Source organism: Pantoea sp. PGP6 (genome assembly GCF_053474785.1).
On sequence record NZ_JBQBMA010000001.1, the window covers coordinates 2,625,288 to 2,651,611 of the forward strand.

The 26,324-nt window shown below is 49.7% G+C and carries 31 protein-coding genes and 2 pseudogenes; 21 read left to right on the forward strand and 12 right to left on the reverse strand.

Annotated elements, in window-relative coordinates; genetic code table 11:
- Positions 1-93 precede the first annotated feature (93 nt).
- Positions 94-417, forward strand: coding sequence for a DUF6388 family protein (locus ACLIBF_RS12745; protein WP_031375088.1), 324 nt, complete (start codon positions 94-96; stop codon positions 415-417).
- Positions 418-618: 201 nt separating this feature from the next.
- Here ACLIBF_RS12745 and iraP read toward each other — a convergent pair whose 3' ends face one another.
- On the reverse strand, positions 619-915 hold the full coding sequence (gene iraP, locus ACLIBF_RS12750) for an anti-adapter protein IraP (RefSeq protein WP_448309915.1): 297 nt from the start codon (positions 913-915) through the stop codon (positions 619-621).
- Between the two features lie 177 nt (positions 916-1,092).
- Here iraP and ACLIBF_RS12755 point away from each other — a divergent pair, with 177 nt between their 5' ends.
- The gene (locus ACLIBF_RS12755; protein WP_031375086.1) at positions 1,093-1,332 is read left to right on the forward strand and encodes a DinI-like family protein; all 240 of its coding nucleotides are present in this window, start codon (positions 1,093-1,095) and stop codon (positions 1,330-1,332) included.
- A gap of 38 nt (positions 1,333-1,370) precedes the next feature.
- Here ACLIBF_RS12755 and ACLIBF_RS12760 read toward each other — a convergent pair whose 3' ends face one another.
- The 3 genes from ACLIBF_RS12760 to ACLIBF_RS12770 all read right to left on the reverse strand — a co-directional run bounded on the left by ACLIBF_RS12760 (position 1,371) and on the right by ACLIBF_RS12770 (position 2,511).
- Positions 1,371-1,637 carry a hypothetical protein gene (locus ACLIBF_RS12760; RefSeq protein WP_031375085.1) on the reverse strand — a complete coding sequence of 89 codons (267 nt, stop codon included), beginning with the start codon at positions 1,635-1,637 and terminating at the stop codon, positions 1,371-1,373.
- A gap of 162 nt (positions 1,638-1,799) precedes the next feature.
- Positions 1,800-2,111, reverse strand: coding sequence for a hypothetical protein (locus tag ACLIBF_RS12765; RefSeq protein WP_306456931.1), 312 nt, complete (start codon positions 2,109-2,111; stop codon positions 1,800-1,802).
- 13 nt (positions 2,112-2,124) lie between these two features.
- Positions 2,125-2,511, reverse strand: coding sequence for a hypothetical protein (locus tag ACLIBF_RS12770; RefSeq protein ID WP_031375083.1), 387 nt, complete (start codon positions 2,509-2,511; stop codon positions 2,125-2,127).
- 138 nt (positions 2,512-2,649) lie between these two features.
- Here ACLIBF_RS12770 and ACLIBF_RS12775 point away from each other — a divergent pair, with 138 nt between their 5' ends.
- On the forward strand, positions 2,650-3,282 hold the full coding sequence (locus tag ACLIBF_RS12775; protein ID WP_279811140.1) for a helix-turn-helix domain-containing protein: 633 nt from the start codon (positions 2,650-2,652) through the stop codon (positions 3,280-3,282).
- A gap of 82 nt (positions 3,283-3,364) precedes the next feature.
- Here the strand turns inward: ACLIBF_RS12775 and ACLIBF_RS12780 are convergent, their stop codons facing one another.
- Positions 3,365-3,613 (reverse strand): hypothetical protein, encoded by a 249-nt coding sequence (locus ACLIBF_RS12780; RefSeq protein WP_031375081.1) that lies wholly within the window; start codon positions 3,611-3,613, stop codon positions 3,365-3,367.
- A 308-nt stretch (positions 3,614-3,921) separates the two neighbouring features.
- Between ACLIBF_RS12780 and ACLIBF_RS12785 the strand changes: the two genes are divergently transcribed.
- Positions 3,922-4,122 carry a hypothetical protein gene (locus ACLIBF_RS12785; protein WP_031375080.1) on the forward strand — a complete coding sequence of 67 codons (201 nt, stop codon included), beginning with the start codon at positions 3,922-3,924 and terminating at the stop codon, positions 4,120-4,122.
- 48 nt (positions 4,123-4,170) lie between these two features.
- Here the strand turns inward: ACLIBF_RS12785 and ACLIBF_RS12790 are convergent, their stop codons facing one another.
- A complete protein-coding gene (locus tag ACLIBF_RS12790; protein ID WP_031375079.1) occupies positions 4,171-4,389 on the reverse strand; it encodes a hypothetical protein in 219 nt (72 codons plus the stop codon).
- A gap of 156 nt (positions 4,390-4,545) precedes the next feature.
- Between ACLIBF_RS12790 and ACLIBF_RS12795 the strand changes: the two genes are divergently transcribed.
- Positions 4,546-4,905, forward strand: a complete 360-nt coding sequence (locus tag ACLIBF_RS12795; protein WP_279811135.1) for a hypothetical protein — start codon at positions 4,546-4,548, stop codon at positions 4,903-4,905.
- Positions 4,906-5,077: 172 nt separating this feature from the next.
- On the opposite strand, the gene ACLIBF_RS12800 is transcribed toward ACLIBF_RS12795, so the two are convergent.
- Both ACLIBF_RS12800 and ACLIBF_RS12805 read right to left on the reverse strand, forming a co-directional pair.
- Positions 5,078-5,416 carry a hypothetical protein gene (locus ACLIBF_RS12800; protein ID WP_279811132.1) on the reverse strand — a complete coding sequence of 113 codons (339 nt, stop codon included), beginning with the start codon at positions 5,414-5,416 and terminating at the stop codon, positions 5,078-5,080.
- A 651-nt stretch (positions 5,417-6,067) separates the two neighbouring features.
- On the reverse strand, positions 6,068-6,199 hold the full coding sequence (locus ACLIBF_RS12805; RefSeq protein ID WP_279811450.1) for a hypothetical protein: 132 nt from the start codon (positions 6,197-6,199) through the stop codon (positions 6,068-6,070).
- Between the two features lie 532 nt (positions 6,200-6,731).
- Here ACLIBF_RS12805 and ACLIBF_RS12810 point away from each other — a divergent pair.
- From ACLIBF_RS12810 to ACLIBF_RS12820, 3 genes are read left to right on the forward strand one after another with little or no spacing between them, the layout of a single operon-like run.
- A complete protein-coding gene (locus tag ACLIBF_RS12810; RefSeq protein WP_279811453.1) occupies positions 6,732-7,085 on the forward strand; it encodes a GtrA family protein in 354 nt (117 codons plus the stop codon).
- Between the two features lie 2 nt (positions 7,086-7,087).
- Entirely contained in the window at positions 7,088-8,005 is a 918-nt protein-coding gene (locus tag ACLIBF_RS12815) for a glycosyltransferase family 2 protein (protein ID WP_279811456.1), read from the forward strand.
- Entirely contained in the window at positions 7,935-9,488 is a 1,554-nt protein-coding gene (locus ACLIBF_RS12820; RefSeq protein ID WP_448309921.1) for a glucosyltransferase domain-containing protein, read from the forward strand. Before ACLIBF_RS12815 ends, ACLIBF_RS12820 begins: the two co-directional genes overlap by 71 nt.
- 29 nt (positions 9,489-9,517) lie before the next feature.
- On the opposite strand, the pseudogene ACLIBF_RS12825 reads toward ACLIBF_RS12820, so the two are convergent.
- Positions 9,518-9,681 (reverse strand): annotated as a pseudogene (locus ACLIBF_RS12825) (tail fiber assembly protein).
- Between the two features lie 533 nt (positions 9,682-10,214).
- Here ACLIBF_RS12825 and ACLIBF_RS12830 point away from each other — a divergent pair.
- On the forward strand, positions 10,215-10,856 hold the full coding sequence (locus ACLIBF_RS12830) for a hypothetical protein (RefSeq protein WP_279810299.1): 642 nt from the start codon (positions 10,215-10,217) through the stop codon (positions 10,854-10,856).
- A 32-nt stretch (positions 10,857-10,888) separates the two neighbouring features.
- On the opposite strand, the gene ACLIBF_RS12835 is transcribed toward ACLIBF_RS12830, so the two are convergent.
- Positions 10,889-11,695 carry a polysaccharide pyruvyl transferase family protein gene (locus ACLIBF_RS12835; protein WP_279810300.1) on the reverse strand — a complete coding sequence of 269 codons (807 nt, stop codon included), beginning with the start codon at positions 11,693-11,695 and terminating at the stop codon, positions 10,889-10,891.
- 85 nt (positions 11,696-11,780) lie between these two features.
- On the opposite strand from ACLIBF_RS12835, the gene ACLIBF_RS12840 reads away from it, so the two are divergent.
- Positions 11,781-14,066 carry a glycosyltransferase gene (locus ACLIBF_RS12840; RefSeq protein WP_448309922.1) on the forward strand — a complete coding sequence of 762 codons (2,286 nt, stop codon included), beginning with the start codon at positions 11,781-11,783 and terminating at the stop codon, positions 14,064-14,066.
- A gap of 394 nt (positions 14,067-14,460) precedes the next feature.
- Here the strand turns inward: ACLIBF_RS12840 and ACLIBF_RS12845 are convergent.
- Together ACLIBF_RS12845 and fliE are read right to left on the reverse strand one after the other, a co-directional pair.
- Positions 14,461-15,580: pseudogene (locus ACLIBF_RS12845) on the reverse strand (IS3 family transposase).
- 514 nt (positions 15,581-16,094) lie between these two features.
- A complete protein-coding gene (gene fliE, locus ACLIBF_RS12850; RefSeq protein ID WP_069729200.1) occupies positions 16,095-16,406 on the reverse strand; it encodes a flagellar hook-basal body complex protein FliE in 312 nt (103 codons plus the stop codon).
- Positions 16,407-16,638: 232 nt separating this feature from the next.
- Between fliE and fliF the strand changes: the two genes are divergently transcribed.
- The 11 genes from fliF (at position 16,639) to fliP (ending at position 26,315) form a co-directional block, all read left to right on the forward strand.
- On the forward strand, positions 16,639-18,372 hold the full coding sequence (fliF, locus tag ACLIBF_RS12855) for a flagellar basal-body MS-ring/collar protein FliF (protein WP_069729199.1): 1,734 nt from the start codon (positions 16,639-16,641) through the stop codon (positions 18,370-18,372).
- Complete coding sequence (gene fliG, locus ACLIBF_RS12860) at positions 18,369-19,361, forward strand: flagellar motor switch protein FliG (protein ID WP_031377087.1); 993 nt, start codon at positions 18,369-18,371, stop codon at positions 19,359-19,361. Before fliF ends, fliG begins: the two co-directional genes overlap by 4 nt.
- Positions 19,354-20,046, forward strand: coding sequence for a flagellar assembly protein FliH (fliH, locus tag ACLIBF_RS12865; RefSeq protein WP_031377088.1), 693 nt, complete (start codon positions 19,354-19,356; stop codon positions 20,044-20,046). Before fliG ends, fliH begins: the two co-directional genes overlap by 8 nt.
- Positions 20,046-21,407, forward strand: coding sequence for a flagellar protein export ATPase FliI (fliI, locus tag ACLIBF_RS12870; protein WP_046288251.1), 1,362 nt, complete (start codon positions 20,046-20,048; stop codon positions 21,405-21,407). Before fliH ends, fliI begins: the two co-directional genes overlap by 1 nt.
- Before the next feature lie 28 nt (positions 21,408-21,435).
- A complete protein-coding gene (gene fliJ / locus ACLIBF_RS12875) occupies positions 21,436-21,879 on the forward strand; it encodes a flagellar export protein FliJ (RefSeq protein WP_448309924.1) in 444 nt (147 codons plus the stop codon).
- Complete coding sequence (locus ACLIBF_RS12880; RefSeq protein ID WP_279810302.1) at positions 21,876-23,156, forward strand: flagellar hook-length control protein FliK; 1,281 nt, start codon at positions 21,876-21,878, stop codon at positions 23,154-23,156. Before fliJ ends, ACLIBF_RS12880 begins: the two co-directional genes overlap by 4 nt.
- Positions 23,157-23,285: 129 nt before the next feature.
- A complete protein-coding gene (fliL, locus tag ACLIBF_RS12885) occupies positions 23,286-23,771 on the forward strand; it encodes a flagellar basal body-associated protein FliL (protein WP_031377091.1) in 486 nt (161 codons plus the stop codon).
- A 4-nt stretch (positions 23,772-23,775) separates the two neighbouring features.
- The gene (gene fliM / locus ACLIBF_RS12890; RefSeq protein ID WP_031377092.1) at positions 23,776-24,783 is read left to right on the forward strand and encodes a flagellar motor switch protein FliM; all 1,008 of its coding nucleotides are present in this window, start codon (positions 23,776-23,778) and stop codon (positions 24,781-24,783) included.
- Positions 24,776-25,183 carry a flagellar motor switch protein FliN gene (gene fliN / locus ACLIBF_RS12895; RefSeq protein WP_279810303.1) on the forward strand — a complete coding sequence of 136 codons (408 nt, stop codon included), beginning with the start codon at positions 24,776-24,778 and terminating at the stop codon, positions 25,181-25,183. Before fliM ends, fliN begins: the two co-directional genes overlap by 8 nt.
- 2 nt (positions 25,184-25,185) lie before the next feature.
- Positions 25,186-25,584, forward strand: a complete 399-nt coding sequence (gene fliO, locus ACLIBF_RS12900; RefSeq protein ID WP_279810304.1) for a flagellar biosynthetic protein FliO — start codon at positions 25,186-25,188, stop codon at positions 25,582-25,584.
- Positions 25,584-26,315, forward strand: a complete 732-nt coding sequence (fliP, locus tag ACLIBF_RS12905; RefSeq protein WP_046288520.1) for a flagellar type III secretion system pore protein FliP — start codon at positions 25,584-25,586, stop codon at positions 26,313-26,315. The genes fliO and fliP overlap by 1 nt, the downstream gene beginning before the upstream one ends.
- Positions 26,316-26,324 lie beyond the last annotated feature (9 nt).

Sequence of the window (26,324 nt, forward strand, 5' to 3'; positions counted from 1 at the left end):
CCGCTAACGCGCCAGTCTGCTTGCGCGCGTCCTGACAAGTCAGGCACAACCCGCTACACTGACGCGCTGCAACTGACTTTCAGGAACCTGGCTATGAAAACTCCAGAAGCGTATTACGCGCAGGCGCGCGAAATGTTCTTTACCGCCCATCCCGATTTCCAGGCGGCGCTTGATGAGCTGACCGAAAGCGATGCCCGCGCTGCCAATCTTTCCCTGCGCCAGCTGCGTGAATGGCACGCTGAACGCATCTATGCGGCCTTTTTACGTCAGAAGAATCTGGATGGAATGATTTTTTCGATTCAACTGGCTGAACCAGACAAAGCCGTGGCGGCTGAGGCAATCGAGACCTATCTCAAATCACATGCTGAATCGCTGGGGATGAGCTGGGAAGAGTTTTGCATCAAAAACGAACTCTGATCGGGCGGGACGGGAAGGTGTATTTTTTATACACCTCCAACCAGTGGTTTAACCACCGATAAAGTTGTACAAGTACGAGGAAAGTGTATAACTTCATCGTACGACTTCGGTCGTGATTGTCCTTGAACGAATAGTGCTTTTGCACTGCCTCTGGAGGTGTTGCTGGATTTCCACCTCCAGAGGCGAATTTTTTTCCCGTCGCTACTCTTCTTCTGCCATCTTTCCTTTAACTTCCACATACTGTGCCACCGCCAGCAGACGATTAATGTGCGTCAGCAGCAGGTCAACGTCGGACTGCAAAAACTCGGTCGATGAACGTGAAGCCGTGACAATCGCATCATGTACCGTCTCGGTGATGGTCAGCGTATTGTCCTGTTTTGCCTGCACCAGCAACGCAGCAACCAGCAGCGATTGCGCTTCGAGCTGAGCGGTCAGCTCTTTCGCGTCGACGTCCATTTTTGCCAGTTTTAGCAGAATATCAATGACCAGTTGTCGCATCGCACTTCTCCTGATGTATGGAGTGCCATTATGTCGCGATGATGCCGCAATAAGCCAGACCAGGATGCAGTCCGGCATAACATAAAAAAAATTAGCCGTAATCGGGCGCATCGCCTTGCCACTGTTTTTATTTACAGTATTATATCTCTGCGATTTTGCCCTGAATGGATTGCCATCATGTTTGTTGAGTTGATTTATGACAAGCGAAACGTAGCCGGTTTGCCGGGTGCTCGCGAGATGATTCTCGAAGAGCTGGAAAAACGGGTGCATCGGGTGTTTCCTGACATTGAAGTTAAGGTCAAGCCGATGGAACGTAACGCGATTGATACTGATTTGAGTAAGAACGATAAAGCGACGATTGCGCGGATAGTTGAAGAGATGTTCGACGAAGCGGAAATGTGGCTGGTGGCCGATTAATCCTTTAACGGCCACCGCATCAGTTAGCGGGAGGTCAATTAACTCTCCTGCTCACTGTGATTAATTTCGATCTCGATGTCCTGAATGGCGGCATCCAGATCTTCCAGCATCTTACCCTGCTTGTTGAGTAGTGCATCGATACGATCGGCGTTCACCTTATCTTTGTATTCACCCGCATCGAAGGCTAACCAATGAGTTGAAAGGGTCTCGGTGTTGGTTTGCGCGTAGTGTCGCATCTCTTTTAGCTGAGAGGTCACGTCACGCAGATAATCGTTTTTGGTCTTGGTTTCTGTTGAATCGCTCATGCTAAATGTCCTTCTGGTCAGTTATCCAAAGTGATTTGGCGTAGCGGTTCATCAACCGGCCAACCTGCGGGCGCCTTTCCTGCGAAAATCTCGAAAGAAAATGTCGCCCGGAGATTTAAATCTAGTCGATAATAGCGAAGCCGCTCTAAGAATAATCGGAAGTTACGGTTTACGGCCGGAATGTGTTGCAGGCCCCTCACTTTCAATCACCACTTCCTTCACCTTATCGACCGTTTTGATCGCGGTGCGGTCCGGTATCGCATCGAGCTTATGCTGTAGCGCACTCACCTGATTGGTTAGCAAATCCACCCGCGCATCTCGTTTTGCGGCGACATTGCGGTAATCCTTGCGAATCTCCTCCACCCGCTTGTTGGCGGCATTATTGACGTAAAGAAACAGAATGGTCATCAGCACGCAGATCATCGAACAGCCGAGCATCACGCCGCCGAGAATAACCTTGCGTTTGAGGAGCATGGGTGTAACCGGACTATTTATCGTAACCATCGCTGCGATCCTCCAGAGTTGAGATAAGGCGATCGACTTCGTTGCGGAACTTATCGCTATGATCGGTCTCGGTCATGGCCAGCAAAATACCTAATGCATTTTTGATCAGCCGAAGATCGGTCTCGAGCATGGAGATACGCCGCAAATTTTTGTCGTGTCGTTCGCGTAGTTCATCGTTCTCTTCACGTATCAGTACGTTGCTCTCCTTCAGCAACACCACCTGCTCTTTGTAACTGGTTATAATTTCACCGCCGGCCCGATTACTGGTTACGATTGACGCAATGCCCGCCAATAACGGTTTCCAGAACAGTGCCGCCGCGCCCCCACCCAAAACCAACGCACCCATACTGGTAATTAAACTACTTTCCATGCCGCACCCCTCTACCCGGTAAGGTCACTGGAACACCACGGCGTGCTACAACAGGCACGTCCCCTGCCTGAAATTTAAGATTGCTTAAATACCAGGGTTAAGTATACTTAAGTCATTCTTAACCTGAATGTCAAGCAGATGAAAAACGAAACGCTGGGCGACCGTATTCGCCACCGAAGAAAAAACCTGGGGTTAACGCAAAAGCAGTTGGCGGAGCAGGTAAAAGTGTCCCATGTGGCGATCTCACAGTGGGAAAAAGAAGAGACGTTACCGCGCGGTGAGAATCTGTTGCGGCTGGCGGAATCGCTGGGCTGCGCACCGGCCTATCTGATAGATGGCGATGGTCCTGTTTTCAGCGAAAGTGGATTTGCCGGGCTGCATCAGATTCCCTTACTGAATCAGCGCGACGTGGTACCGTGGCTGAAGGATGCCGGTACGGTGAAATGCGATTTTCTGATGCATAACGATATGGCACTTTCTCAGCGCAGTTTTGCCGTGCGGGTTGGGGAGCTGGCGATGGCGCCTGCCATTTTGCGTGATGATGTGGTGATCATTGATCCGGCGGTATCACCGCTGCCAGGTGACAGCGTACTGGCGCTGCAGCAGAACGTTGCGCTGCTGCGCACTTACCGGCTGCGCGAGCCGGAAAACGGCATTACGCAGTTTGAACTGGCACCGGTTAACGTCGATTTTCCTTTGATGCACTCTGGTCGCGATGGCCTCAGGCTGGCCGGCACGCTGGTCGAACTGCGTCGTTACCGTCAGCACTGAATAAAAAAACCCGCTGCGATGCGGGTTAATTACTTCAAATTACACACTTTACTACGGCAAATGACGACAAAGGTCAGGCAACTTACAATGCGTCAGTCAGCTTATCCACCACCACATTACCGTGCAGATCGGTCTGCGTGATGCGATAGCCGACACACCATGAGCGGCGGGTGCTCAGTTTGTCGAACAGGGTCACGCCGCCTTTTTTGACACCGTGCGGGTTAACGATGGTCCATTCGGTCACGTCTTCCTGTCCGCGATTTTTCAGGCTCACGGTGCCGTTTTTAATCAGCTGATCATCAGCTTCAATCTTTAAATAGTCTCGTAACATAATTTCAATCTCCTAGTAACGCTGGTCACTATATGCTTTTTACTAATCCGTTCAATCGAATTTATTAATCGATTAATTTGTGACCTGCCGCACGTGAGATAACAGATTTGTCCATTCACGCGTCTGCCTGGCACGGTTAGCATGGTCCCGCTGCACACAGACACGCAACGAATAATGCCGTGCACCACACGAGAGAAAACTCCGATTCAGCCCGCCTCGCGCGGGCTTTTTTTATTTCAGACCGCTCCGTCCCGTCAGGTTGACGACGGCTGGTCTAGACTTAAGACACTGAACAAAAGGAGTTAGCCATGTTTAAACATAAAACCAATGAAGAACGTAAACACGAAGGTGAAGTGAGCAAGAGCCTGCCGGAAGCGGCACCGCACGTAGGCAATGCGTATGAAGAAGACGATCATCCTGCTACTGACGCGCCGAAAGATCACGGCGAAGTACCACGCAAGAATGATGACAGTCAGGATGATAAAAAAGATCCGTATAAAGCAAGTTGATACGCCGCAACGCGCCCCGTTCAGGGGCGCACCGCTATTGTGACCACGTTAGAGCTTATCGAGATAATTTTCCGGGAATGGCACGCCAGAATGTTCCAGTCGCGACAGCTTCTGCGTGATGTCGTTTCTTATCGTCTCATCGCCGTCCTGCCAGTACGACTTTACTACCGCTAACACCCGTTCAGCGGTTTGCTCAGTGAATCCGGACGGTTCGTCAGCCTGCAGCACCTGATGAATTTTCTCATTCATCTCTCGAAGATTGATCATTTCGCCCTCCTGTCAGAAAAAAGATAAGTATAGTTCAGACCACCCTGAGCGGGATTCGCACAGTGGCGGGCAAAACAATTTTCACGCCGCACGCTGCTTGCGGATCGTCCTGTAAAGGGCAGCGAGATGAAGGCAAAAGTGACGGGATTTGAACCGATGAAGAAAATAATATTGCTGCTCATGTTGAGCATTACTGCTGGCTGCGTCGATACCGGCCGGGTCGGCTTACATCCGCATCTGCAAACCGCCTATTTTAATGCGCATCCTTATCAGGTGCAGTCCTGCCTGTTTTCAGCCGCGATTAATCAGCATCTTTCGCTTGAACGGGATGATCCCCTGCCCGGCGGCGCGCAACGCTATAACCTTGAACAAGGTGATGGAACCGTTATTGCCTGGATCGAAACAGACAAATTTAATCACAGCGAAACCAGCGTGAATTTTTTTTATGACGCCCAGGCGGCAGATATCCGCGCTGCGGTAGCGACGATGATTGCTGAGTGTAAAAGCGCCGATTAAATTCTGTCTGCCCTCATTTCCCTGGCGTGAGGTTCAGGTGGCTGTTTGCAACCTATCATGAAATACCGCTATCCTGGCCGCTTTGACGAGAAAACAATCATCGCTCGCGCCTTACGCACACTGGCCGTTACCGCAGGCGGCAAGACTGAATCTTTGCCGCCCTGTCGCCCCGTTATTTCTTTTCGCAGTCGTAGCTACCGCGGATCCTTATCTGACTCTGACTGGTGCGGACAATCTCTGCATCCAGTAATGATTTCCCCTCACGGGTTACCAGATCCATATCGATCATGCCCGGAGCTTTGGCGTTTTTGACCCGCCAGTGCAACTTCACGTTATCGTAATCGTCTTTAGCCTTGAGAAAAGTGGTGCTGTTAATCTCCGCACTGTTGCCGTTAACTGTAACCGCCCCCTTCTGGTCGGCTTTCAGGTCGAACGGTCCGCATTGCAGTGCAGTAAATGCCGAAGCAGAAAGAGAGGTCAGTGGAAGTAACCAGATGAGCTTTTTTATCATTGTCGCGGCGACCTGCTGATGGCTGATGAAATCTGAACGGTAGGAAGCAGCGGGCAGTGGGTTTGTGCACACTGTCGACGCGATCCTCGTCAGCCAGCAGTATAACTGATGAATGTTATTATGGATGGCGCGGTTACAGATATTACCGCCCTACTATAGGTTCAGATGCCGCTAAGTCCGCCAGCGGTTTGAACGCGGCAATAGCTGTGAGCAGGTCAGCGCGCTTAGCGCCCTGACAGTGGATTTTTTCCGCCAGTCTTCAACAGTGCGTTACGTCGGATTCAATCAGTCCTGCTAATCCTGCATATGTATTGTGCGTTGGTGGGGACTCAAGAGTTGATTAAGGGATAGCTCAGATCGCGTACCACCTGAACATTGCTGCATTTGCTTACTGGTCAGTTGCCGCTGATTAAGGAAGGTTGCGGCACTTGTTTTTCCATAGATGCACCAATGACCGCTTTCAGATTGTCTGAATGTATGGCTAATAAACAGCCAGCACTTCCGTCTTCACCTTCCCGGGCACCACTGTCCCATTAAGCCCCTGACCGTCGATCGTCGCGCCGCCCTGAGTGATGCCGCCGCTCGGGAAAAGTTTCCCAAACTGCGGATAATCCTCAAGCTGATAAGCAACTGTGTCGCCAGGGCTGGGCGTTATAGAACGATCAACAGCACAAATCCTTCCGGCGTTTCGATGCGTATCGTGTTGGCCGGGTTCGGCATCAGAATATCGTTCAGGTTAAGCCGCTGCTCAACATGGTCCTGCGCAGGAGATAGAAAGCCCATAGTTACCTCACATATCCCATGTTAATCAGTGCGTAAGCGCGGTTTTCATCGCCATCAGTTACCAGCTCTTTGAACATGTTCTGTTCGCGCCGTATCCACTAATTGCACTATTACAGCGTCCATATGTGGTTGAACGCCTCAAGTTTTCGCTGGAATGTTCCGGTGGTGGCCACTCGCCGGCCCATGCCGACTCTGATTATGGCCTGAAAAAAGGCACCTTTGATTGCGTAGTCGTGTGGCATGATGCCCCCTGATGAATACTGTATGGATAAACAGTAATATCGATCGGTGCTTTTGATTAAAACGGACCAGCTCAAAGATTTGTAAAGGCCCTGAGTCGAAAGGGGTTTTTATCGGACAGGCGCTGCGATAAGAGACTAACCTCAAATGACCTACACCGCGACCTGCTTAGAAAGGAGCGGTCAGTTCTGCCCCGTCGCCGGTTTTTTTTCACTAAATTTGCTTTGCAAATCCTTGCTATAACACAGACGGAGTGACAAAATCCGGATCTTGCAATTTTAGGATAATACTGATGTTAAAGCTGTTCGCTCGCTACACCTCGATTGGAGCCATAAACACTCTGATTCACTGGATAATCTTTGCGGCGCTTTACTCGATAGGATTTACTCAGTCAATGTCTAACTTTGCGGCTTTCTGCTGCGCAGTCACCTTTTCGTTTTTTGCAAATGCCAAATGGACTTTTGACGCCAAGATCACTAAGTTTCGCTACACTATTTATCTTATCTTTATGGGCGGTATGGCCACAGCCGTTGGCATGTATGCTGATCAATCACATGCCAGCCCTATTATTACGCTCGTCACTTTCTCTACCATCAGCTTGGTATGTGGCTTTATTTATTCAAAGCACATTGTTTTCAAGGATTGAGGATGAAGATATCCCTTGTCGTTCCAGTATTTAACGAAGAAGACGCTATTACGATTTTTTATAGTGAGATCCGATCTTTTCAGCCCTTCCAAGGGCGCGATGTGGAGATTGTTTTTGTTGATGACGGGAGCACTGACTTCACTGCTGTCCTCATGAAGGATATCGCGCAGAAAGATATTCTCGTAAAAAATGTATTCTTCACTCGTAACTTCGGTAAAGAGGCTGCATTATTCGCCGGGTTAGAAAAGGCCAGCGGCGAAGTTGTCATCCCGATCGACGTGGACCTCCAAGACCCGTTAGATATCATTCCGCTTATGCTTGATAAGTGGCACGAAGGTGCTGATGTCGTTCTGGCGAAGCGCATGGATAGATCTTCCGATAGTCATCTGAAGAGAAAAAGCGCCGAATGGTTTTATCATCTTCACAACCTCATCAGTAAACCTCAGATCGAGGAGAATGTAGGTGATTTTCGCCTGATGTCTCGCGAGGTCGTGGAAAACATCAAATTACTGCCAGAAAGAAACCTTTTTATGAAAGGAATACTTTCATGGGTTGGCGGCAAAACGGATGTTGTTGAATATGTAAGGGCAAAACGGGTTGCAGGTCAAAGTAAGTTTAATGGGTGGAAACTCTGGAATCTGGCGCTAGAGGGTATAACCAGTTTTTCAACGTTCCCATTAAGAATATGGACGTATATCGGGCTTTTCGTTGCAGGATGCTCCTTTTTCTATGGCACTTATATGTGTATTGACACTCTTTTCTTCGGGAACCCCGTTAAGGGGTATACCTCAATAATGGTATCGATGCTATTCCTTGGCGGCGTTCAGCTGATAGGAATTGGAGTGCTAGGTGAGTACATTGGCCGAATTTATATCGAAACAAAGAACAGACCAAGATATCTTACAAAATCAAAGGAATGATATCAAAATGATTTCACTTTTCAAAAATCAACCACGAACATTTTCCTGTGTTTTATTTTCTTTTTTTATAGTGCTTTATGTGCTGCCTATAATACTAACAGGAAGGCTCTACATTGATGATTTAGGGAGAACATTGTATGGTTATTCTGGTTGGGGATTGAACGGCAGACCACTAAGTGATGCGATAATGCAGACGATGAGCTTAGGCGGTGAGTTGCTCGACCTGTCACCTCTCAATCAGATACTGAGTGTTTTACTACTGTGTATTACACTATATTATTATACCGAAAAAGTTTTTAGTGGAATTAACTTTTCTGGCTTACTGATTTTATGTTTCCTGTTCATCTCGAATCCCTTCTACATTGAGAACCTGTCTTATAGGTTTGATTCTCTGACAATGGCTCTAAGTATGGTATTGCTTATACTCCCATACACAATTTCTGGCAGAAGATACATAATCGACCTGTTTTCGGTTTTGCTGATTATAGCTTCACTTTCTCTTTATCAGGCATCTATAGGTTTATTTGCTATCTTAGCAGTGATAGAAGTTGTCACAAATTGTACAGACAAAAGCAACAAAGATGTTGCATTAATTATCATAAAAAGAGTACTACAATTAATCATATCATTTGCAATATACAAGACATTTATATCTGCTCACTTCGTTAAGGACTATTATAACATTACTCACTCAGAGGTTATTAAGCTAAACTCTGACTCATTACCGGTGCTGATTGACAATATCAAAAATTTTTCCTGGTTTTTAAAGAGCTACTTTCAAAGCATACCTTTAATCATTAGAGTTATGATTGTTCTTGCAATTATATACTCAGTTCTTAAAATCTCGCATGAGCTTTGTAGGGATGGATTAAAAAATAACTTCATTTCTATTTTAGTCCTGCTAACTTCTCCTTTGCTTGTATTGGCTTTTTCAATAATTCCAATGGCGATGCTCAAAAGCCCTGTCTTCGCACCAAGAGTCCTGCTATCATTATCTGGTGCAATCATGTTTTACGGTTTTTTGATACTAAGAAACATCAAAAGCCCAGTTATTTTGACTGTCATTTTTGTTCCATTAATTTGGCTTAGCTTTGCATATAGCTATTCCTTCTCTACAGCGTCCAAAAGTCAAGCCGAAATTGACGAAATAATCGCAACATCCGTATTCCAAGATGTTTCACATTCTGGAGTTGCCCCCAGATATGTAAGTGTATCGGGACAAATGCCTAAATCAAGACAATTGCTTATCGCAGAAAATAAACTCCCACTTATGTCGAAGCTGATTCCTATTTATTTAAATTATGACTGGGTATGGGGGGCAGAACTTCTTAATCACCATGGTATGAATTTAGAATTCAAAAACTTAGGGCATGAAAAAGCTGGCCTGATATGCAAAGGGAATTTAATCTCTAAAGGTAGTCTTTATTCACTTTATTCATTTAATGATATTGTGATTATCGACTTTCTCAAAACTAAGTGCTGATAATGCCCCGGCGAACGCCAGGGTGAAGGTCATACATCTGACCCGTCAATGTAAGGTGCTTTTGATGGATTTACCCTGCTCAAAAGCACGCAATTTTTCTTCCATGCTGTTAGCTCGGTTTCTTCATCTTCCGTGCCATGTCCAGATCCACTGCGTCTTGATGTATAGAAATCGTCTGGCTAGCCTCTGAAATTAGGCTGGCTTTTTTCTTCTCAGCCTGAACTACACTGAGCTATAAGGATATCTTTGGGCACTTCTGGTGCAGAAGGCGGTGTAAAAACTCCATCTTGGTAATTACCTCCGATGCTACATAAAATGGCTCAACATTTAACTGCCTTAACGTCTTGAGCATGAGTTCATCCTGTAATGCCATCCCATGCGACAATGCTGCTAATTGTTCCGTCAGATTCAACAATCGCATAGTTTTCGTGAGTCATTATGCATACTCCATAATCATGATTGCACCATCGTTACCTGGAAGACAATCCTGAGCGGCCTTCTTTAGATCATAAAGTTTTGCCGGTTGCTGCTGAAAAATCATGGCACTAAGCGCAGTGCTTTCCAATACGAAAACGTGCTACGTGCTGGTTAGTCCGCGTCAGCGGGCTTGTTTTAAGGCGATGCTGCTCACAGCTTCAAGTTTAAATCCTTAGTTATACAATTTCATCTCGACACCCTGACATAACTTTGGCTAAGATGTTAAGTAAAACTTAAGGGGCTTATGAAATGATCAGCCATATCGACCGCTTTGAGAACTTAGGCGACAATTGTGAGTTTGCCTTCTACTTAAGATCATCTGGGGTAGATGAGGGGAGTCTTTTCCGCTGGACTCTAGTAAAAAATTACTGGTCTCTTTTGAATCTGCTTCAGTCTGATTTCCAAGGTCTATTCGAATTAGAAAACTTGAAACCTTCATGGCATGATATGGTATTAGATACAAAGTACGATATGTGTTTCCACACTAAAATGTATAGTGAGAATCAAGATGGGAAATGGTCATGGAATCAGGACGCAAAATCGTTAAAAGATATATACCTCAAAGAAAAAAACAAAATATCTTACTTAGTGTCAAAATTTAAGACAAGCCTTGCTAATAAAGACAGGATTTTTGTAATAAAGAACAATGCAAATAACCTTGATAACTTGACCATCGATCTCGCCAAAGAAATAAGCAAGCATGGCGATGCGAAAATATTGTACATTAAGAGCGATGAGTTTGAATATTGTAATAATAAAGAAAAAATAGAAAAAATAATGAATAATTTGTATGTAACTTATATAGACAAATTTGCGGAATATAATAAAGCCGATAACTTATCAAAATATGGCTGGGATAATGTTGTCCGTAATGCACTCCTTACAATGTAAAACTAAGCAGCGCTAAGCGCTGCTTGATTTTTTTAATTTTTAATAAAAACTGTCTTAGGATAATGATTTAGCAATGAATAATTATAGACAGCTTCATTTTTATAATAAGAGTTAGGATGGAAAACCACCTCTTTTCCAAGTAGCGATGCTAGAATTGCAACATGTAATCTATCTGTATTGACTATATTATATTCTTCCAAAAAGTTTATCATGCACCTAGTAGAGTTCCTGGCAAGATAAACATTGTCCCAATAATCACCATTCCATGTCAGCGAGATATCATGATTGTTATCTCTCCATTCACCTGTTAAAGACTCTGAGTCTGTTCTAAAACAACTTGCGATATTTTTTGTAGGCTCGACGAACGACATGTAACTGCTTAGATTTAGATAGAATGCCATGTCATCAGTTAGTAAAACATTTCTTCCTTTTTCATAGCCGAGCGATTGAATGTATTCAAAACTGATAACCTCTCGGCATAATATAATTAGTTTATCTATATTCTTCCTGAAAAAGTCTTCATACCCTTTAATTGTCGAGGGCATTATAATAATTCGATGAAAATTATTGACATTTCTTTCAATAAACTCCTTGCCTTCACTATAGAGCCCCTCAATCAGATTACCTCCCCCGCCAAAGACAAGCAGATGAGCTTGAGATGAATATTCATTATCATTTCTATATTGAGAGTATGGCAATTCATTCCTTTCGAAAAAATCATAGGTAGCTGATGCAATCACACCATCCCCCGCATTTCCGGGGTTAGCTTTATAGACAATCTTACATTTTGAATGGTAAAATTCTAGTAAAGATTTTATATTTGTATCGTTATCGCTCATGCCATCCACCTAGCCTAGTGAAGTAAATTTGCCATTATCTTTATAACCACTATGTTATATTCTATGTTACTAAGGAAGAATTATAATGAAGAAAGTTCTCATAATCACTCCGGACGTTGAAGGTCCAGTTAGGAATGGCGGGATAGGAACGGCATTCACAGCTCTTGCAACATCTTTGGCCACTAAAAATATTGAAGTGGATATACTTTATACTAGTGGGAATTACTCTGAATCGTCAGAGTCTTTCTCTGACTGGTGTCAACTCTACAGTACATTTGGCGTTAACTTATTAAAGTTAGATCTAAATCTTGAATTTAGCATTGATGCACCTTATTTCAGAAGAAAAAGTTACGCGCTATTCACATGGCTACTTGAGAATCAAGTATATGATACTGTTATTGCTTGCGAATGGCAGGCGGATTTGTATTACTCTTTGCTGAGTAAAAATAACGGAACTAACTTTGAGAAAATAAAGTTTATCGTAAACACTCATGGCTCAACGTTGTGGGCTGATGAGGGTAATTATCAGCTCCCAGAAGATCAAAACCACTTAGAATTATATTATATGGAGAAGTCTGTTATTGAGATGGCTGATGAAGTAGTTAGTCCATCCCAATATCTTCTAAATTGGATGGAGGGCAAAGGGTGGCAACTACCTGACAATAATAAAGTAATTTTAAACTGCGCTCCCTTCAATGGTTTCAAAGCTAAAACACCTCAAGCTTTTACAATTAAAAGTGAATTTCCAAATGGCATCGAGCTTGTTTTTTTTGGTCGGCTGGAGACAAGAAAAGGATTAGATATTTTCCTTAGAGCAATAAATAATCTTGACGAGACAGACTTAAGAAAATTAAGTGGAATAACTTTCCTAGGTAAAGATGTAAATTTGTCAGGTGTTAATTCTAACAGCCTAATTAAAAGCAGAACAAGTTCCATCAACCTGCCTGTAAATATTATAAATGATCTTGATAGAACAAGCGCGAACGCTTATTTAAAAAGAGACAATGTATTAGCAGTAATACCATCTTTAGTTGAAAATTCTCCTTACACTGTTTATGAGTGCCTCATAAATAACATTAATTTCATTTCTGCCAATATTGGCGGCATCCCTGAGTTGATCCCAAAAGAAAAACATATTGATATACTCTTCACACCTAACCCTGTTGATTTACATGGAAAAATCCATCATCGCCTTAACAATATTAATTGTCGGCCTGGCTTGGTTTCCGGCCAAGACCCGATCATTACGTCATGGGTAAATTCTGTAGAAGCTCATCCTACCTATAATTTTAAGAAATTTAAAGACATTGAACAACCTTTAGTCAGTGTTTGTCTAGTTCATCATGACAGACATCATTTATTACAACAAGCCATTGCATCCTTGAAAACTCAGAGTTATAAAAACTTTGAAGTGATCCTTGTGGATGATGGTAGTTCTAAAGAAGATTCCCAACGTTATCTTGATTTAATTGAGCATGATTTTTCAGTAAGAAACTGGAAAGTAATTAAAAGCTCTAACAACTATCTTGGGGCAGCAAGGAATCTGGCTGCAAGACATGCTAATGGCGAATATCTAATTTTCATGGACGATGACAATGTAGCAAAACCTTTTGAAATCGAGACATTTGTCACTGCTGCTTTAAACTCAGGTTCTGATATACTCACAACGCCAAGTGATCTTATTTTTGGTGATGAATTCCCTTCCCCATTCAGAAAAATGACTAACTGCTGGCTTCCGTTAGGTGCAGATTTAAATATTGCTGGCTTTAATAATTGTTTTGGCGATGCTAATGCAATGGTCAAAAAAGAAGTTTTTGATAAAATTGGCGGATTCACTGAAGACTACGGACTTGGCCATGAAGACTGGGAGTTTTTCTTAAAGGCATCATTAGCCGGGTATAAATTGCAAGTAGTTCCAGAATCACTCTTCTGGTATAGAGTCGCTAATACCGGAATGCTTTTGAGTGGTAACAAGAAAAAAAATAATTATAGAAGCTTGCGTCCGTTCTTAGCTGAACACGTCAAATATAATTACAGCATAAGTTTAATACCTTCATTTATTGATAAAATTCAATCACTTGAACAAGAAAACCAGCATTTAAGAAGTGCTAACGGCATTGGTTCAGTTAGCTATCAACTAAACAGCGTTAACAGTAAGATAGATTTGTTGATTTCTCAGCAAAAGGACGGTTGGGCTCATGATAGGTTTAATGCTCTATCAAGCCAGATGCAGCACTTAACTTCACAGCAAAGAGATGGTTGGGCACATGATCGGTTCCAAGCTCTTTATAACAAAATAGATAGTTTGCATGAAGAAAAAGGAAATAGATATTTAAGACGCATAATTAATAAAATAAAAAAAATTATTTAACTTATTTTAAATTGCGGGCTATTAAAAGGCCCGCCTCTTATATTATAACTTATTTTTCACATTTCAATCTCAACCTGCCCCACCTAAAAAGTGTGACGCAAATTCTGTCCAGGATCGTGATATCGTGCCGTCGCCAGTAGAAAGCGTCATATTAATGAATAATGCATCATCTGCCAGCACGCTTACATCAGTGTTCCGGCCGTCAGCAAGAAGTGTTGTGGTGTACGGAGGGATAATCTGGTAACAGACATCTTAATTGGCAACACCAGCCCTCACCCTGACCAAGCTCAGGCTAGCAGTAGCTCCTGCAGTCATTCCTTTAATATGTATTTTCGCTCTGACACCGACCCGACCAGCGATCCTACATGACCTGCCCCAGTCTTAGATACAACGATTAGTTAGTAATGTCGGTTTGATTAACTTCTAATTTTCTATTTCTCCTGCCCGCTGCAAATTCAGATGGTGTCTGGTAATTCAGCGACGAATGTGGACGGCACTCGTTATAATCCAGCCGCCAGTCATTAATGATTTTCCTGGCGTGAACAATATCGCTGAACCAGTGCTCATTCAGGCATTCATCACGAAAGCGTCCGTTAAAAATCTCAATAAATCCGTTCTGTGTCGGCCTGCCCGGCTGGATAAGCCGCAGCTCTACGCCATGTTCAAAGGCCCATTGATCGAGCGCGCGGCAGGTAATTCCGTGCCCTGATCAGTTCTTATCGTCCCCGGATAGCCGCGAAACAGCGCAATGTTGTCCAGAATATGCGTGACCTGCACGCCTGAAATCCCAAAGGCAACAGTGACCGTCAGGCATTCCTTCGTGATGTCGTCCACACAGGTAAGGCAGTTAATCCTGCGGCCGGTGGCCAGTGCGTCCCTGACAAAATCCATCGACCAGGTCAGATTGGGCGCCATCGGGCGGAGCAGCGGCAGACGTTCTGTTGCCAGCCCTTTACGACTTCGTCTACGTTTTACACTCAGGCCATTAAGTTGACAGATGCGGTAAACCCGCTTGTGGTTAACGCAAAGACCTTCACGTCGCAGAAGCTGCCAGATACGCCGGTAACCAAAACGGCGGCGTTCAAGTGCCAGCTCTGTGATGCGTAGAGACAGCTACGCGTCAGCAGCCGGACGCTGAGCCGAATAACGGCAGGTTGATAGGGACACACCTGCCAGCCTGCAGGCACGACGTTGCGACAGACCTTTAGTCCCGCACATGACTTCCACGGCTTCCCGCTTCTGGTCTGTTGTCAGTACTTTCGCCCAGGAGCTACCTGAAGCGCCTCCTTATCCAGCATGGCTTCAGCAGGCAGCTTCCTGAGTCTGATGTTCTCTTCCTCAAGCGACTTCAGGCGCTTAATATCAGGCACCTCCATACCGCCATACTTCTTACACCATGTGTAAAATGTGGCATCTGAAATGGCGTGTTTACGGCAGAGCTCACGGGCAGAAACGCCAGCTTCGGCCTCGCGGAGAATACGGATGATCTGTGCGTCGGAAAAACGCTTCTTCACGGGGATGTCCTCATGTGGCTTATGAAGACATTACTAACATCGCGGTGTGTTAATCAACGGGGAGCAGTTCAGACCCGAATGTACCCTCAGACCCCTTCACTTTTCATACCAGGGAATATGGTGAGCGAATTGAGGAGCCGAAGACGTTCGTGTTCAATCCCAGCGTGAACGCAAATCAACGGCCGATCGGGAGCATATTACTCAACAGAGTCACTCGGACAGAAATGGACCGGCGCACAGAGGCGGGCAGGACTTCATTACCGGAAAGCCTATCAGTCCCGTCATACGTTCGCATGCTGGGCACTCTCAGCAGGCGCAAACCCGAACTACGTCGCTTCGCAAATGGGTCACTCCGATGCGCAGATGGTGTACCGGGTTTATGGCGCCTGGATGTCAGAGAACAACACGGACCAGCTATCACTCATCAACACGAAAATGAGCGATCTTGTGCTACATACGTGCTCCACCAAAGTGGCAGTATGATAAACCTCAACAGCTTCAGACAGTTACCAGCCTAAACCTGCATATTCATAATATCGCTATACGCCGACACCAGCTTGTTCCTGACCTGAATCCCCATCTGCATAGAAATAGACGATTTCTGCAGATCGACCATCACATCGTTCAGCGCGATACCGGGTTTCCCCATCTCAAAATCCTGCGCCTGGCTACGGGCGGTGGTTTGCGTCTCGCTGATCTTATCCAGCGCAGCTTTCATGGTGGCGCCAAAATCGATCTGGTTAGGGGCTTCGCTGCTGCGGTTGCTCGCCTGCAGCGAGGTGACCTGAAGCTGTTGCAGTACGCCGTCGATTGCCTGAATGGACATTAACGATACCTCATATAAAAGAGTGGGGTTTTTCTGTGTTCAAAAATCTAACACGTTGTCAATGAGACAAAGGCGCTAAATGACAGCAAAAAACCCGGCTTATCCAGCCATCGAATTTTTGGTTTCAACAAATAATGCCTGGCATTGAAGTGGAAATTTTATCTACGCAGGTCAGGGAGTCTGTTTTGCCATCTCAACTAACCCGGTCAATTACGTCAGGCAGGAATCGGTCATGAATGCGAGTGCAGCCGCCACACAAGATCAAGAAAAGAAAGGCTTCGGTGACCTTCTCGCTCGCCTGCGCGCAAATCCGCGTATTCCTTTAGTCGTCGCCGCCGCCGCCGTTATCGCTATCGTGATTGCGATGGTGCTGTGGGCCAAAGCGCCCAGCTACAGCGTTCTCTATAACAATCTGTCGAATGAAGATGGCGGTGAAATCGTCACGCAGCTGACGCAGATGAATATCCCCTATCGCTTCGCCGAAAATGGTGGTGCGCTGATGGTGCCGGATGAGAAGGTGCATGAGCTGCGTCTGCGTCTGGCACAGCAGGGTCTGCCGAAAGGCGGCTCAGTTGGTTTCGAACTGCTGGATAAAGAGAAGTTCGGTATCAGCCAGTTCAGCGAGCAGGTCAACTATCAGCGCGCGCTGGAAGGCGAGCTGGCTCGCACCATCGAATCGCTGGGTCCGGTAAAAACCGCCCGCGTCCATCTGGCGATGCCTAAACCCACCTTATTTGTCCGTGAGCAGAAAGCACCGTCGGCATCAGTCACCTTAACCCTGCAGCCTGGCCGTGCACTGGATGAAGGTCAGATTCAGGCCATCGCCCACATGGTTTCCAGCAGCGTGGCGGGTTTACCGCCGGGTAACGTTACCGTGGTCGATCAGACCGGTCGCCTGCTGACCCGTTCCGATAGCGTCGGCCGCGATCTGAATGATGCTCAGCTGAAGTATGCCTCTGATGTTGAAACGCGTTATCAGCAACGTATCGAAGCGATCCTGAATCCGATTCTGGGCCAGGGCAACGTGCATGCGCAGGTTACCGCGCAGATCAACTTCGACACCAGCGAGCAGACGGATGAGAAATATCAGCCTAATGCGAATCCATCTGCTACCGCGATTCGCTCGCGTCAGACCAGCACCAGCGATCAATCAGGCAGCCCTTATCCGGGCGGCGTACCGGGCGCATTGTCCAACCAGCCTGCGCCAGCCAACACCGCGCCGGTCAATGCACCCGCAGCTAACGGCCAGAATGCCAACGGTCAGAACGCCAATGGTCAGAATGCTAACGGACAGAATAATGCCGGCCAGACCACCAGCACCGCCGCGGCCAGCAGCACGCCGACCAACTCACGCCGGGATGACACGGTTAACTATGAGCTGGACCGCACTATTCGTCATACCAAGCTTAACGTCGGCGATGTCCAGCGTCTGTCGGTGGCGGTGGTGGTCAACTATCGCGAAGACGATAAAGGGAAAGCGGTTGCGCTGAACGAACAGCAACTGAAGCAGATTGAAGACCTGACCCGTGAAGCGATGGGCTACTCCCAGACCCGCGGCGACAGCGTGAACGTGGTGAACTCGCAGTTCAATACCACCGAACCGACGACCGGTGATCTGCCCTTCTGGCAGCAGCAAGCGTTCTTTGATCAGCTGATGAATGCCGGTAAATGGCTGTTGGTTGCTCTGGTTGCCTTCATTCTGTATCGCAAGCTGGTCCGTCCGCATCTGGTGCGTAAGCAGGCTGCGGAGAAAGCCGCTGCAGAAGCTGCTGCTGCCCGTGCCGCTGAACCGGCAGAAGAAGAAGCCTATAGCGTTCAGCTCAGCAAAGATGAGCTGGATCAGGAACGTAAGTCTAACAACCGCATGAGCGCAGAGGTGATGAGTCAACGCATCCGCGACATGTCTGAAAACGATCCGCGCGTTGTTGCGCTGGTGATTCGCGAATGGATGAGTAAAGAGCTATGAGTCTGACCGGAACCGAAAAAAGCGCCATCCTGATGATGACTATCGGCGAAGAGCGCGCAGCGGAAGTTTTCAAACACCTGAACCAGCGTGAAGTGCAGCACCTGAGCGCCGCGATGGCCAATATGCGTCAGGTCTCGCACAAGCAGCTGACGGAAGTGTTACGCGAGTTTGAAGCCGATGCCGAGCAGTTTGCGGCGCTGAGCCTTAACTCCAACGATTATCTGCGTTCGGTGCTGATCAAAGCACTGGGCGAAGAGCGCGCCTCCAGCCTGCTGGAAGATATTCTCGAAACCCGCGAAACCACCAGCGGGATGGAGACGCTCAACTTTATGGAGCCGCAGGCGGCTGCCGACCTGATCCGCGACGAGCATCCACAGATCATCGCCACCATCCTGGTCCACCTCAAGCGTGGTCAGGCGGCGGATATTCTGGCGCTGTTCGACGAGCGTCTGCGTCACGATGTGATGCTGCGTATCGCCACCTTCGGCGGTGTCCAGCCAGCGGCGCTGGCCGAACTGACCGAAGTGCTCAACGGTCTGCTGGACGGTACCAACCTCAAGCGCGCGAAGATGGGCGGCGTGAGAACCGCAGCCGAGATCATCAACCTGATGAAGACGCAGCAGGAAGAAGCGGTTATCGAAGCAGTACGCGACTTCGACGGCGAACTGGCTCAGAAAATTATCGACGAGATGTTCCTGTTCGAAAACCTGGTGGAAGTGGACGACCGCAGTATCCAGCGCCTGTTGCAGGAAGTGGAGTCCGAGCAGCTGCTGGTTGCACTGAAAGGTGCCGAACAGCCGCTGCGCGAAAAATTCCTCAAAAACATGTCAGCCCGTGCGGCCGATATCCTGCGCGACGATCTGGCCAACCGGGGCCCGGTGCGGATGTCGGCGGTGGAAAACGAGCAGAAAGCAATCCTGCTGGTGGTGCGCCGCTTAGCCGAATCGGGCGAGATGGTGATTGGTGGTGGCGAGGAAACCTATGTCTGATGCATTTTCTGCCCGCCCATGGCAACTGTGGCAGCCGGCCGATCTAGGCCGCTTCGACCAGCCTGAACCGGAGCCGCTGCCCGAGATCACCGAATTTGATTCCGGGGTTGATGAGCAGCAGCAGCTGCTCGAACGCCAGCAACAGCAGATGCGTAAAGAGGCGCAGGCTCAGGGCTACAACGAAGGTCAGCAGCAGGGTTTTGCCGAAGGTCAGAAAAGCGGTTATGAAGCCGGTTTTCAGCAGGGTCTGGCAGATGCTCAGCAGCAGCACGCGCCGTTACAGGCGCGGATGCAGCAGCTGGTCACCGAGTTCCAGAACACGCTGGAGTCGCTGGACAGCGTCATCGCCTCGCGCCTGATGCAGCTGGCACTTGAAGCCGCCCGCTCGGTAATTGGCCAGGCGACTGCGGTCGATGGCAGCGCCCTGCTGCGTCAGATTCAGGGATTACTGCAGCAGGAACCGATGTTCAACGGCAAGCCGCAGTTGCGGGTGCACCCGGACGATCTGCAACGTATCGAGCAGACGCTCGGCCCGACGCTCGACCTGCACGGCTGGCGTTTACTGGCGGACAGTACCCTGCATCCAGGCGGCTGTAAACTCAGCGCCGAAGATGGCGATCTGGATGCCAGCGTGGCGACGCGCTGGCAGGAACTGTGCCGCCTTGCCGCGCCAGGAGAAGTGTAATGACCACTCGGCTCAATCGCTGGCTGGGCGCGCTCGACGCGTTCGAAAAGCGAATTGCTCAGGTTCAGCCGGTTCGCCGTTACGGGCGACTGACCCGTGCCACCGGCCTGGTGCTGGAAGCGACTGGCCTGCAGTTACCGCTCGGCGCGACCTGCATCATTGAACGTAATGATGGCAAAACCATCAGCGAGATCGAAAGCGAAGTGGTGGGATTCAACGGACAAAAACTGTTGATGATGCCGCTGGAAGAAGTGGATGGCATTTTACCGGGTGCGCGGGTGTACGCACTGCAGAACGGTGAAAACCCGCAGGCCGGTAAGCAAATGCTGCTGGGTCCGCAGCTGCTGGGCCGGGTGCTGGACGGCAGCGGACGCCCGCTGGATGGCCTGCCGTCACCGGATACCGGTTACCGCGCGCCGCTGATCACCCCGCCGTTCAACCCGCTGCAGCGTACCCCGATTACCGATGTGCTGGACACCGGCGTTCGCGCCATTAACGCCCTGCTGACGGTAGGACGCGGCCAGCGTATGGGCCTGTTCGCCGGTTCGGGCGTCGGTAAAAGCGTACTGCTCGGCATGATGGCGCGCTACACCGAAGCCGACGTGATTGTGGTCGGGCTAATCGGCGAACGTGGCCGCGAAGTAAAAGATTTTATCGAGAATATTCTCGGTGCCGAAGGCCGCGCGCGTTCGGTGGTGATCGCCGCGCCGGCTGACGTTTCGCCGCTGCTGCGTATGCAGGGTGCCGCCTACGCCACCCGCATCGCCGAAGATTTTCGCGATCGCGGCAAACATGTGCTGCTGATCATGGATTCCCTGACCCGCTACGCCATGGCGCAGCGTGAGATCGCGCTGGCGATCGGTGAACCTCCGGCCACCAAAGGCTATCCACCGTCGGTGTTCGCCAAGCTGCCGGCGCTGGTGGAACGCGCCGGTAACGGCATCGACGGCGGCGGCTCGATTACCGCCTTCTATACCGTGCTGACCGAAGGCGACGATCAGCAGGACCCGATTGCTGACTCGGCGCGCGCTATCCTCGACGGTCACATCGTACTGTCGCGGCGGCTGGCAGAAGCCGGTCACTATCCGGCGATCGATATTGAAGCCTCAATCAGCCGTGCGATGACCTCGCTGATTGATGAAAACCACTATGCGCGCGTACGCCAGTTCAAGCAGTTGCTGTCCAGTTTCCAGCGTAACCGCGATCTGGTCAGCGTGGGCGCCTATGCCGCAGGCAGCGACCCGATGCTGGATAAAGCGATCAAACTCTATCCGCAGATGGAAGCCTTTTTGCAACAGGGCATTTTCGAACGCAGCGATTATGACGACGCCTGCCTGCATCTGCATGCGCTGTTCGGCTAATCGACGCGATTAACGCGAGGTAACGGCAATGAAAACTGCAAATGCCATCGACACGCTACGCGATTTAGCGGAACAGGATCTGGAACGCGCCGCCATCTATCTCGGCGATATTCGTCGCGGTCAGCAGGCTGCCAATGAGCAGCTGACCATGCTGCTCGACTACCAGGACGAATATCGCAACAAGCTGAATGACGATATGTCGACCGGGATTGCCAGCACCCGCTGGACCAACTACCACCAGTTTATTCAGACGCTGGAAAAAGCGATCGATCAGCACCGCAACCAGCTCAATAACTGGAACCAGCGTCTTGAGCAGGCGCTGATCAACTGGCGTGAGAAACAGCAGCGGCTGAACGCCTATCAGACGCTGATCACCCGGGCAGCGGAAAATGCATTACGACAGGAAAACCGTCTCGACCAGAAACGGATGGATGAATTTGCCCAACGGGCCGCTTTGAGGAGAGGCGAATGATTACGCTGCCAAACATTGCCATGAAAGCGGCGGTGAAAACCGACGCGGATACATCAGTTTCAACCGATGCAGCTGCCGGCACCGATGCCCTGCCGCACGACTTTCTGACCGCGCTGGGAAACCAGTTGCTGAGCCTGGCGAAACAGCAGGGAAAAGCGGCGCAATCGGCTGATCTCAAAACAGAAAGCGACACCGATGCGCAGCCTGGCGCACCACTGAATGCCCTGATCGCCGCACTGGATAATCCGGCGGCGCTAAGCGCACTGTTTAAGCCGGAAAATATTAAAGCCGGCACAAAATCAGCCGATGATAAAGACAAGTCAGAAGCCGCGCCCTTAAGTGCCAGCGATATGCAAAATGTGCAGGCGCTGTTCGCCATGTTACCGACCACGCCGGCCGCCACCAGCGCAGCCGTCAGCCCGGTCAGTGAGGCGCAGGGTGAACTGGCTGTCCAGAACGACAGCGCGCGCAAAAGCCTGACGTCATTGGCACAGATGCTCACCGGCAGCGATCAGGCGAGCAAAGAACCCGGCGCGGAGAGTTCGCCTGGGGTTAAAACCGCCGCGCTGAATGCGCCCGCGGTGAGTAGCACAGCCAGCCAGAGCAGCACGGCTGCGGTGAACAGTAACAGCCTCAGCCCCGCGCAGACGCTGGATAGCAGTTTTCAGCAGGTGCTGAGCAATTTAACCCGACAGGACGATCAGGCCGCCATCAAAGCCAGTGCCAGCGATAATTCGCTGATCGCCAGCACGCCGATCTCCAGCGCCAGCAGCCTGGCGCCGCCGGTAATGGCGTCGTCGACCACCAGCACGCCCTCGACCCCGATGCTGAATGCGCAGCTGGGCAGCGATGAGTGGCAGCAGGCGTTAAGCCAGCAAATTGTAATGTTCAGCCGCAACGGTCAGCAAAACGCCGAATTGCGCTTACATCCGGCAGACCTGGGCGCCATCCAGATCAGCCTGAAACTGGATAACGACCAGGCACAAATTAATCTGGTTTCCGGCCATAGCCACGTCAGAGCGGCGCTGGAAGCCGCGATTCCGCAGCTGCGCAGTGCGCTGGCAGAGAGCGGAATCCACCTGGGTGAGAGTCAGGTCAGCAGTGACAGTTCCGCGCAAGGCCAGAACTTCCAGCAACAGCAGGAGGCGCGCCGCGATGGACAGCATGGCCGCTTCTCTCTCGCTCAGGATAGTGACACCGACATCACGCCGATTGCCGTTCCCGCCGCTCTTCAGGCACGGGTAAACGGTAATGGCGCGGTCGACACTTTTGCCTGATAGCGACAAACGCTGAAGGTAAGCGTAAAACCCGCGTCTTTTCTTCCCATTGTTTGACTTAAGACGCGGGATAATCTGTCCAGGTGAGCCGAGAGGCTTGCCCATAATTCACAGGAAGTAACTGCAAACATGTCTGATAACGCGAAAGCTAAAGGCCGCAAACGTAAACTCTTAATTCCGGTGTTGCTCATTGTGACGCTGGCCGCTTGCAGCGTGGCAGGCTATGCAGTCTGGCGAATGATGAATAAACATGAGGGCGATAAGCCGGAGGTGGCGAAAGTCGAACCGCCTCCCGCCCCGGTCTTTTTTGCACTTGATACATTTACGGTTAACCTGGTCAATCCCGACAACGATCCTGACCGCGTGCTGTACGTAGGCTTTACCCTGCGTCTGGCCGATGAGGATACACGGCGTCGGTTAAATGACTATCTGCCTGAGGTGCGCAGTCGTCTGCTGCTGCTGCTCTCGCGTCAGAGCGCTGCGGCGCTGGCGACGGAGCAAGGAAAGCAAGCGCTTGTTGAACAAATCAAACAGGCGCTGGCACCACCACTGGTAAAAGGTCAACCTCCGCAGGCCGTGAACGATGTGCTGTTTACTGCCTTCATTTTGAGGTGAATCAATGGGCGATAGCATTCTCTCCCAGGCTGAAATTGACGCCCTATTAAACGGCGACAGTGGCAGCGCGGAAGAAGAAAAGAAACAAAACGGGCCGGAAGGCGATATTCGTCCTTACGACCCGAATACCCAGCGCCGCGTGGTGCGCGAGCGTTTACAGGCGCTGGAGATTATTAACGAGCGTTTTGCCCGTAGTTTCCGTATGGCGCTGTTTAACCTGCTGCGTCGTAGCCCGGATATCAGCGTCGGCGCGATCAAGATTCAGCCGTATCACGAGTTTGCCCGCAACCTGCCGGTGCCGACCAACCTGAACCTGATCCACCTGAAGCCGCTGCGCGGTACGGCGCTGGTAGTGTTTTCACCCAGTCTGGTGTTTATCGCGGTTGATAACCTGTTCGGTGGCGATGGTCGCTTCCCGACCAAAGTAGAAGGTCGCGAGTTTACCCATACTGAGCAGCGCGTTATTCGTCGCATGCTGAAGCTGGCGCTGGACGGTTACAGCGACGCATGGAAAGCCATTTATCCACTGGACGTCGAGTATGTGCGTTCAGAGATGCAGGTGAAATTCACCAACATCACCACTTCACCGAACGACATCGTGGTTAACACGCCGTTCCAGGTGGAGATTGGTAACCTGGTGGGTGAATTTAATATCTGCATTCCGTTTTCAATGATTGAGCCGCTGCGCGAGCTGCTGGTGAATCCGCCGCTCGAGAACTCCCGCCAGGAAGATAACCACTGGCGTGACAACCTGGTAAAACAGGTGCAGCACTCAGAGCTGGAACTGATTGCACACTTTGCCGAAACCTCGCTGCGTCTGTCACGGATTTTGCAGCTGAAACCCGGCGACGTGCTGCCGATTGAGAAACCGGAACGCATTATCGCCCATGTCGATGGCGTGCCGGTCTTAACCAGCCAATATGGCACGATGAATGGCCAGTATGCCCTGCGTGTCGAACACCTGATTAACCCGATTTTGAATTCGCTGAACGAGGAACAGCCCCATGAGTGACAGTAATAAGCCGTCTGACGATATCTCTGCGGACGATCTGTGGGCTGAGGCAATGAATGAGCAGGTCGGCAGCAGCAGCGCCCCGCAAACCGATGACGTGTTTAAGTCATTCGAGAGCGGTAACGTTTCTGGCTCACTGCAGGATATCGATCTGATCATGGATATCCCGGTCAAACTGACCGTGGAACTGGGCCGTACCAAGATGACCATCAAAGAGCTGCTGCGTCTGGCGCAGGGTTCAGTGGTGTCGCTCGACGGCCTGGCAGGCGAACCGCTGGATATTCTGATCAACGGTTACCTGATTGCTCAGGGTGAAGTGGTGGTGGTCAACGACAAATATGGCGTGCGCATCACTGACATTATTACTCCGTCCGAACGTATGCGTCGTCTGAGTCGCTGAGAATGACTAGCCAGAATCAAAGTCTGCAACCTGCTGCGCCACACGCTCAGCCGATTTCCACCGGCTCAATGGTGGTGCAGGTCAGCAGCATGTTAGCGGTGATTATTTTATTGATTCTGGCCTGCGCCTGGCTGGCACGCCGCTTTGGCTTCGCGCCGAAGAAGGTGAGCGGCCAGGAGCTTAAACTGACCGCCAGCGTGCAGGTCGGCCAGCGTGAGCGGGTGGTGATTGTCAATACCGCCGATGCCCGTCTGGTGCTTGGCGTGACCGCACAGCAGATTACCCATCTGCATACGCTACCGCCGGGTGCGCCGCTGGAGAATACGCCAGCGCAGGCTGCCCCACAGGATTTTCGTCAGCTGTTACAGAATCTGGTTAAACGTCCCGGAAAACCCCAATGATGCGTCGACTGCTTCCTTTATTGCCACTGCTGTTGCTGGCACCGGTTGCCCATGCCCAGCTTCCGGGCCTGGTGAGTCATGCGCTGCCAAACGGCGGCCAGAGCTGGTCGCTGCCGGTGCAGACGCTGGTGTTTATCACCGCCCTGACCTTTATTCCGGCGGTGCTGCTGATGATGACCAGCTTTACCCGCATCATCATTGTGTTTGGTTTGCTGCGTAACGCATTGGGTACGCCCTCTGCACCGCCGAACCAGGTTCTGCTGGGGCTGTCGCTGTTTCTGACCTTCTTTATTATGGCGCCGACCTTCGACAAGATTTATCAGGACGCCTACCTGCCGTTCAGCCAGGACAAAATCAGCATGGATGTGGCGATCGAGAAAGGCGCCCAGCCGCTGCGTGAGTTTATGCTGCGTCAGACCCGTGAAGCGGATCTGGCCCTGTTCGCTCGCCTGGCGAATACCGCGCCGATTGCCGGCCCGGAAGCGGTGCCGATGCGCATCCTGCTGCCCGCTTACGTGACCAGCGAGCTGAAGACCGCTTTCCAGATTGGTTTTACCGTGTTTATCCCGTTTCTGATTATTGACCTGGTGGTGGCCAGCGTGCTGATGGCGCTGGGGATGATGATGGTGCCACCGGCGACAATCTCACTGCCGTTTAAGCTGATGCTGTTTGTGCTGGTCGATGGCTGGCAACTGCTGGTCGGCTCACTGGCGCAAAGCTTCTACTCCTGATCCCCCTAT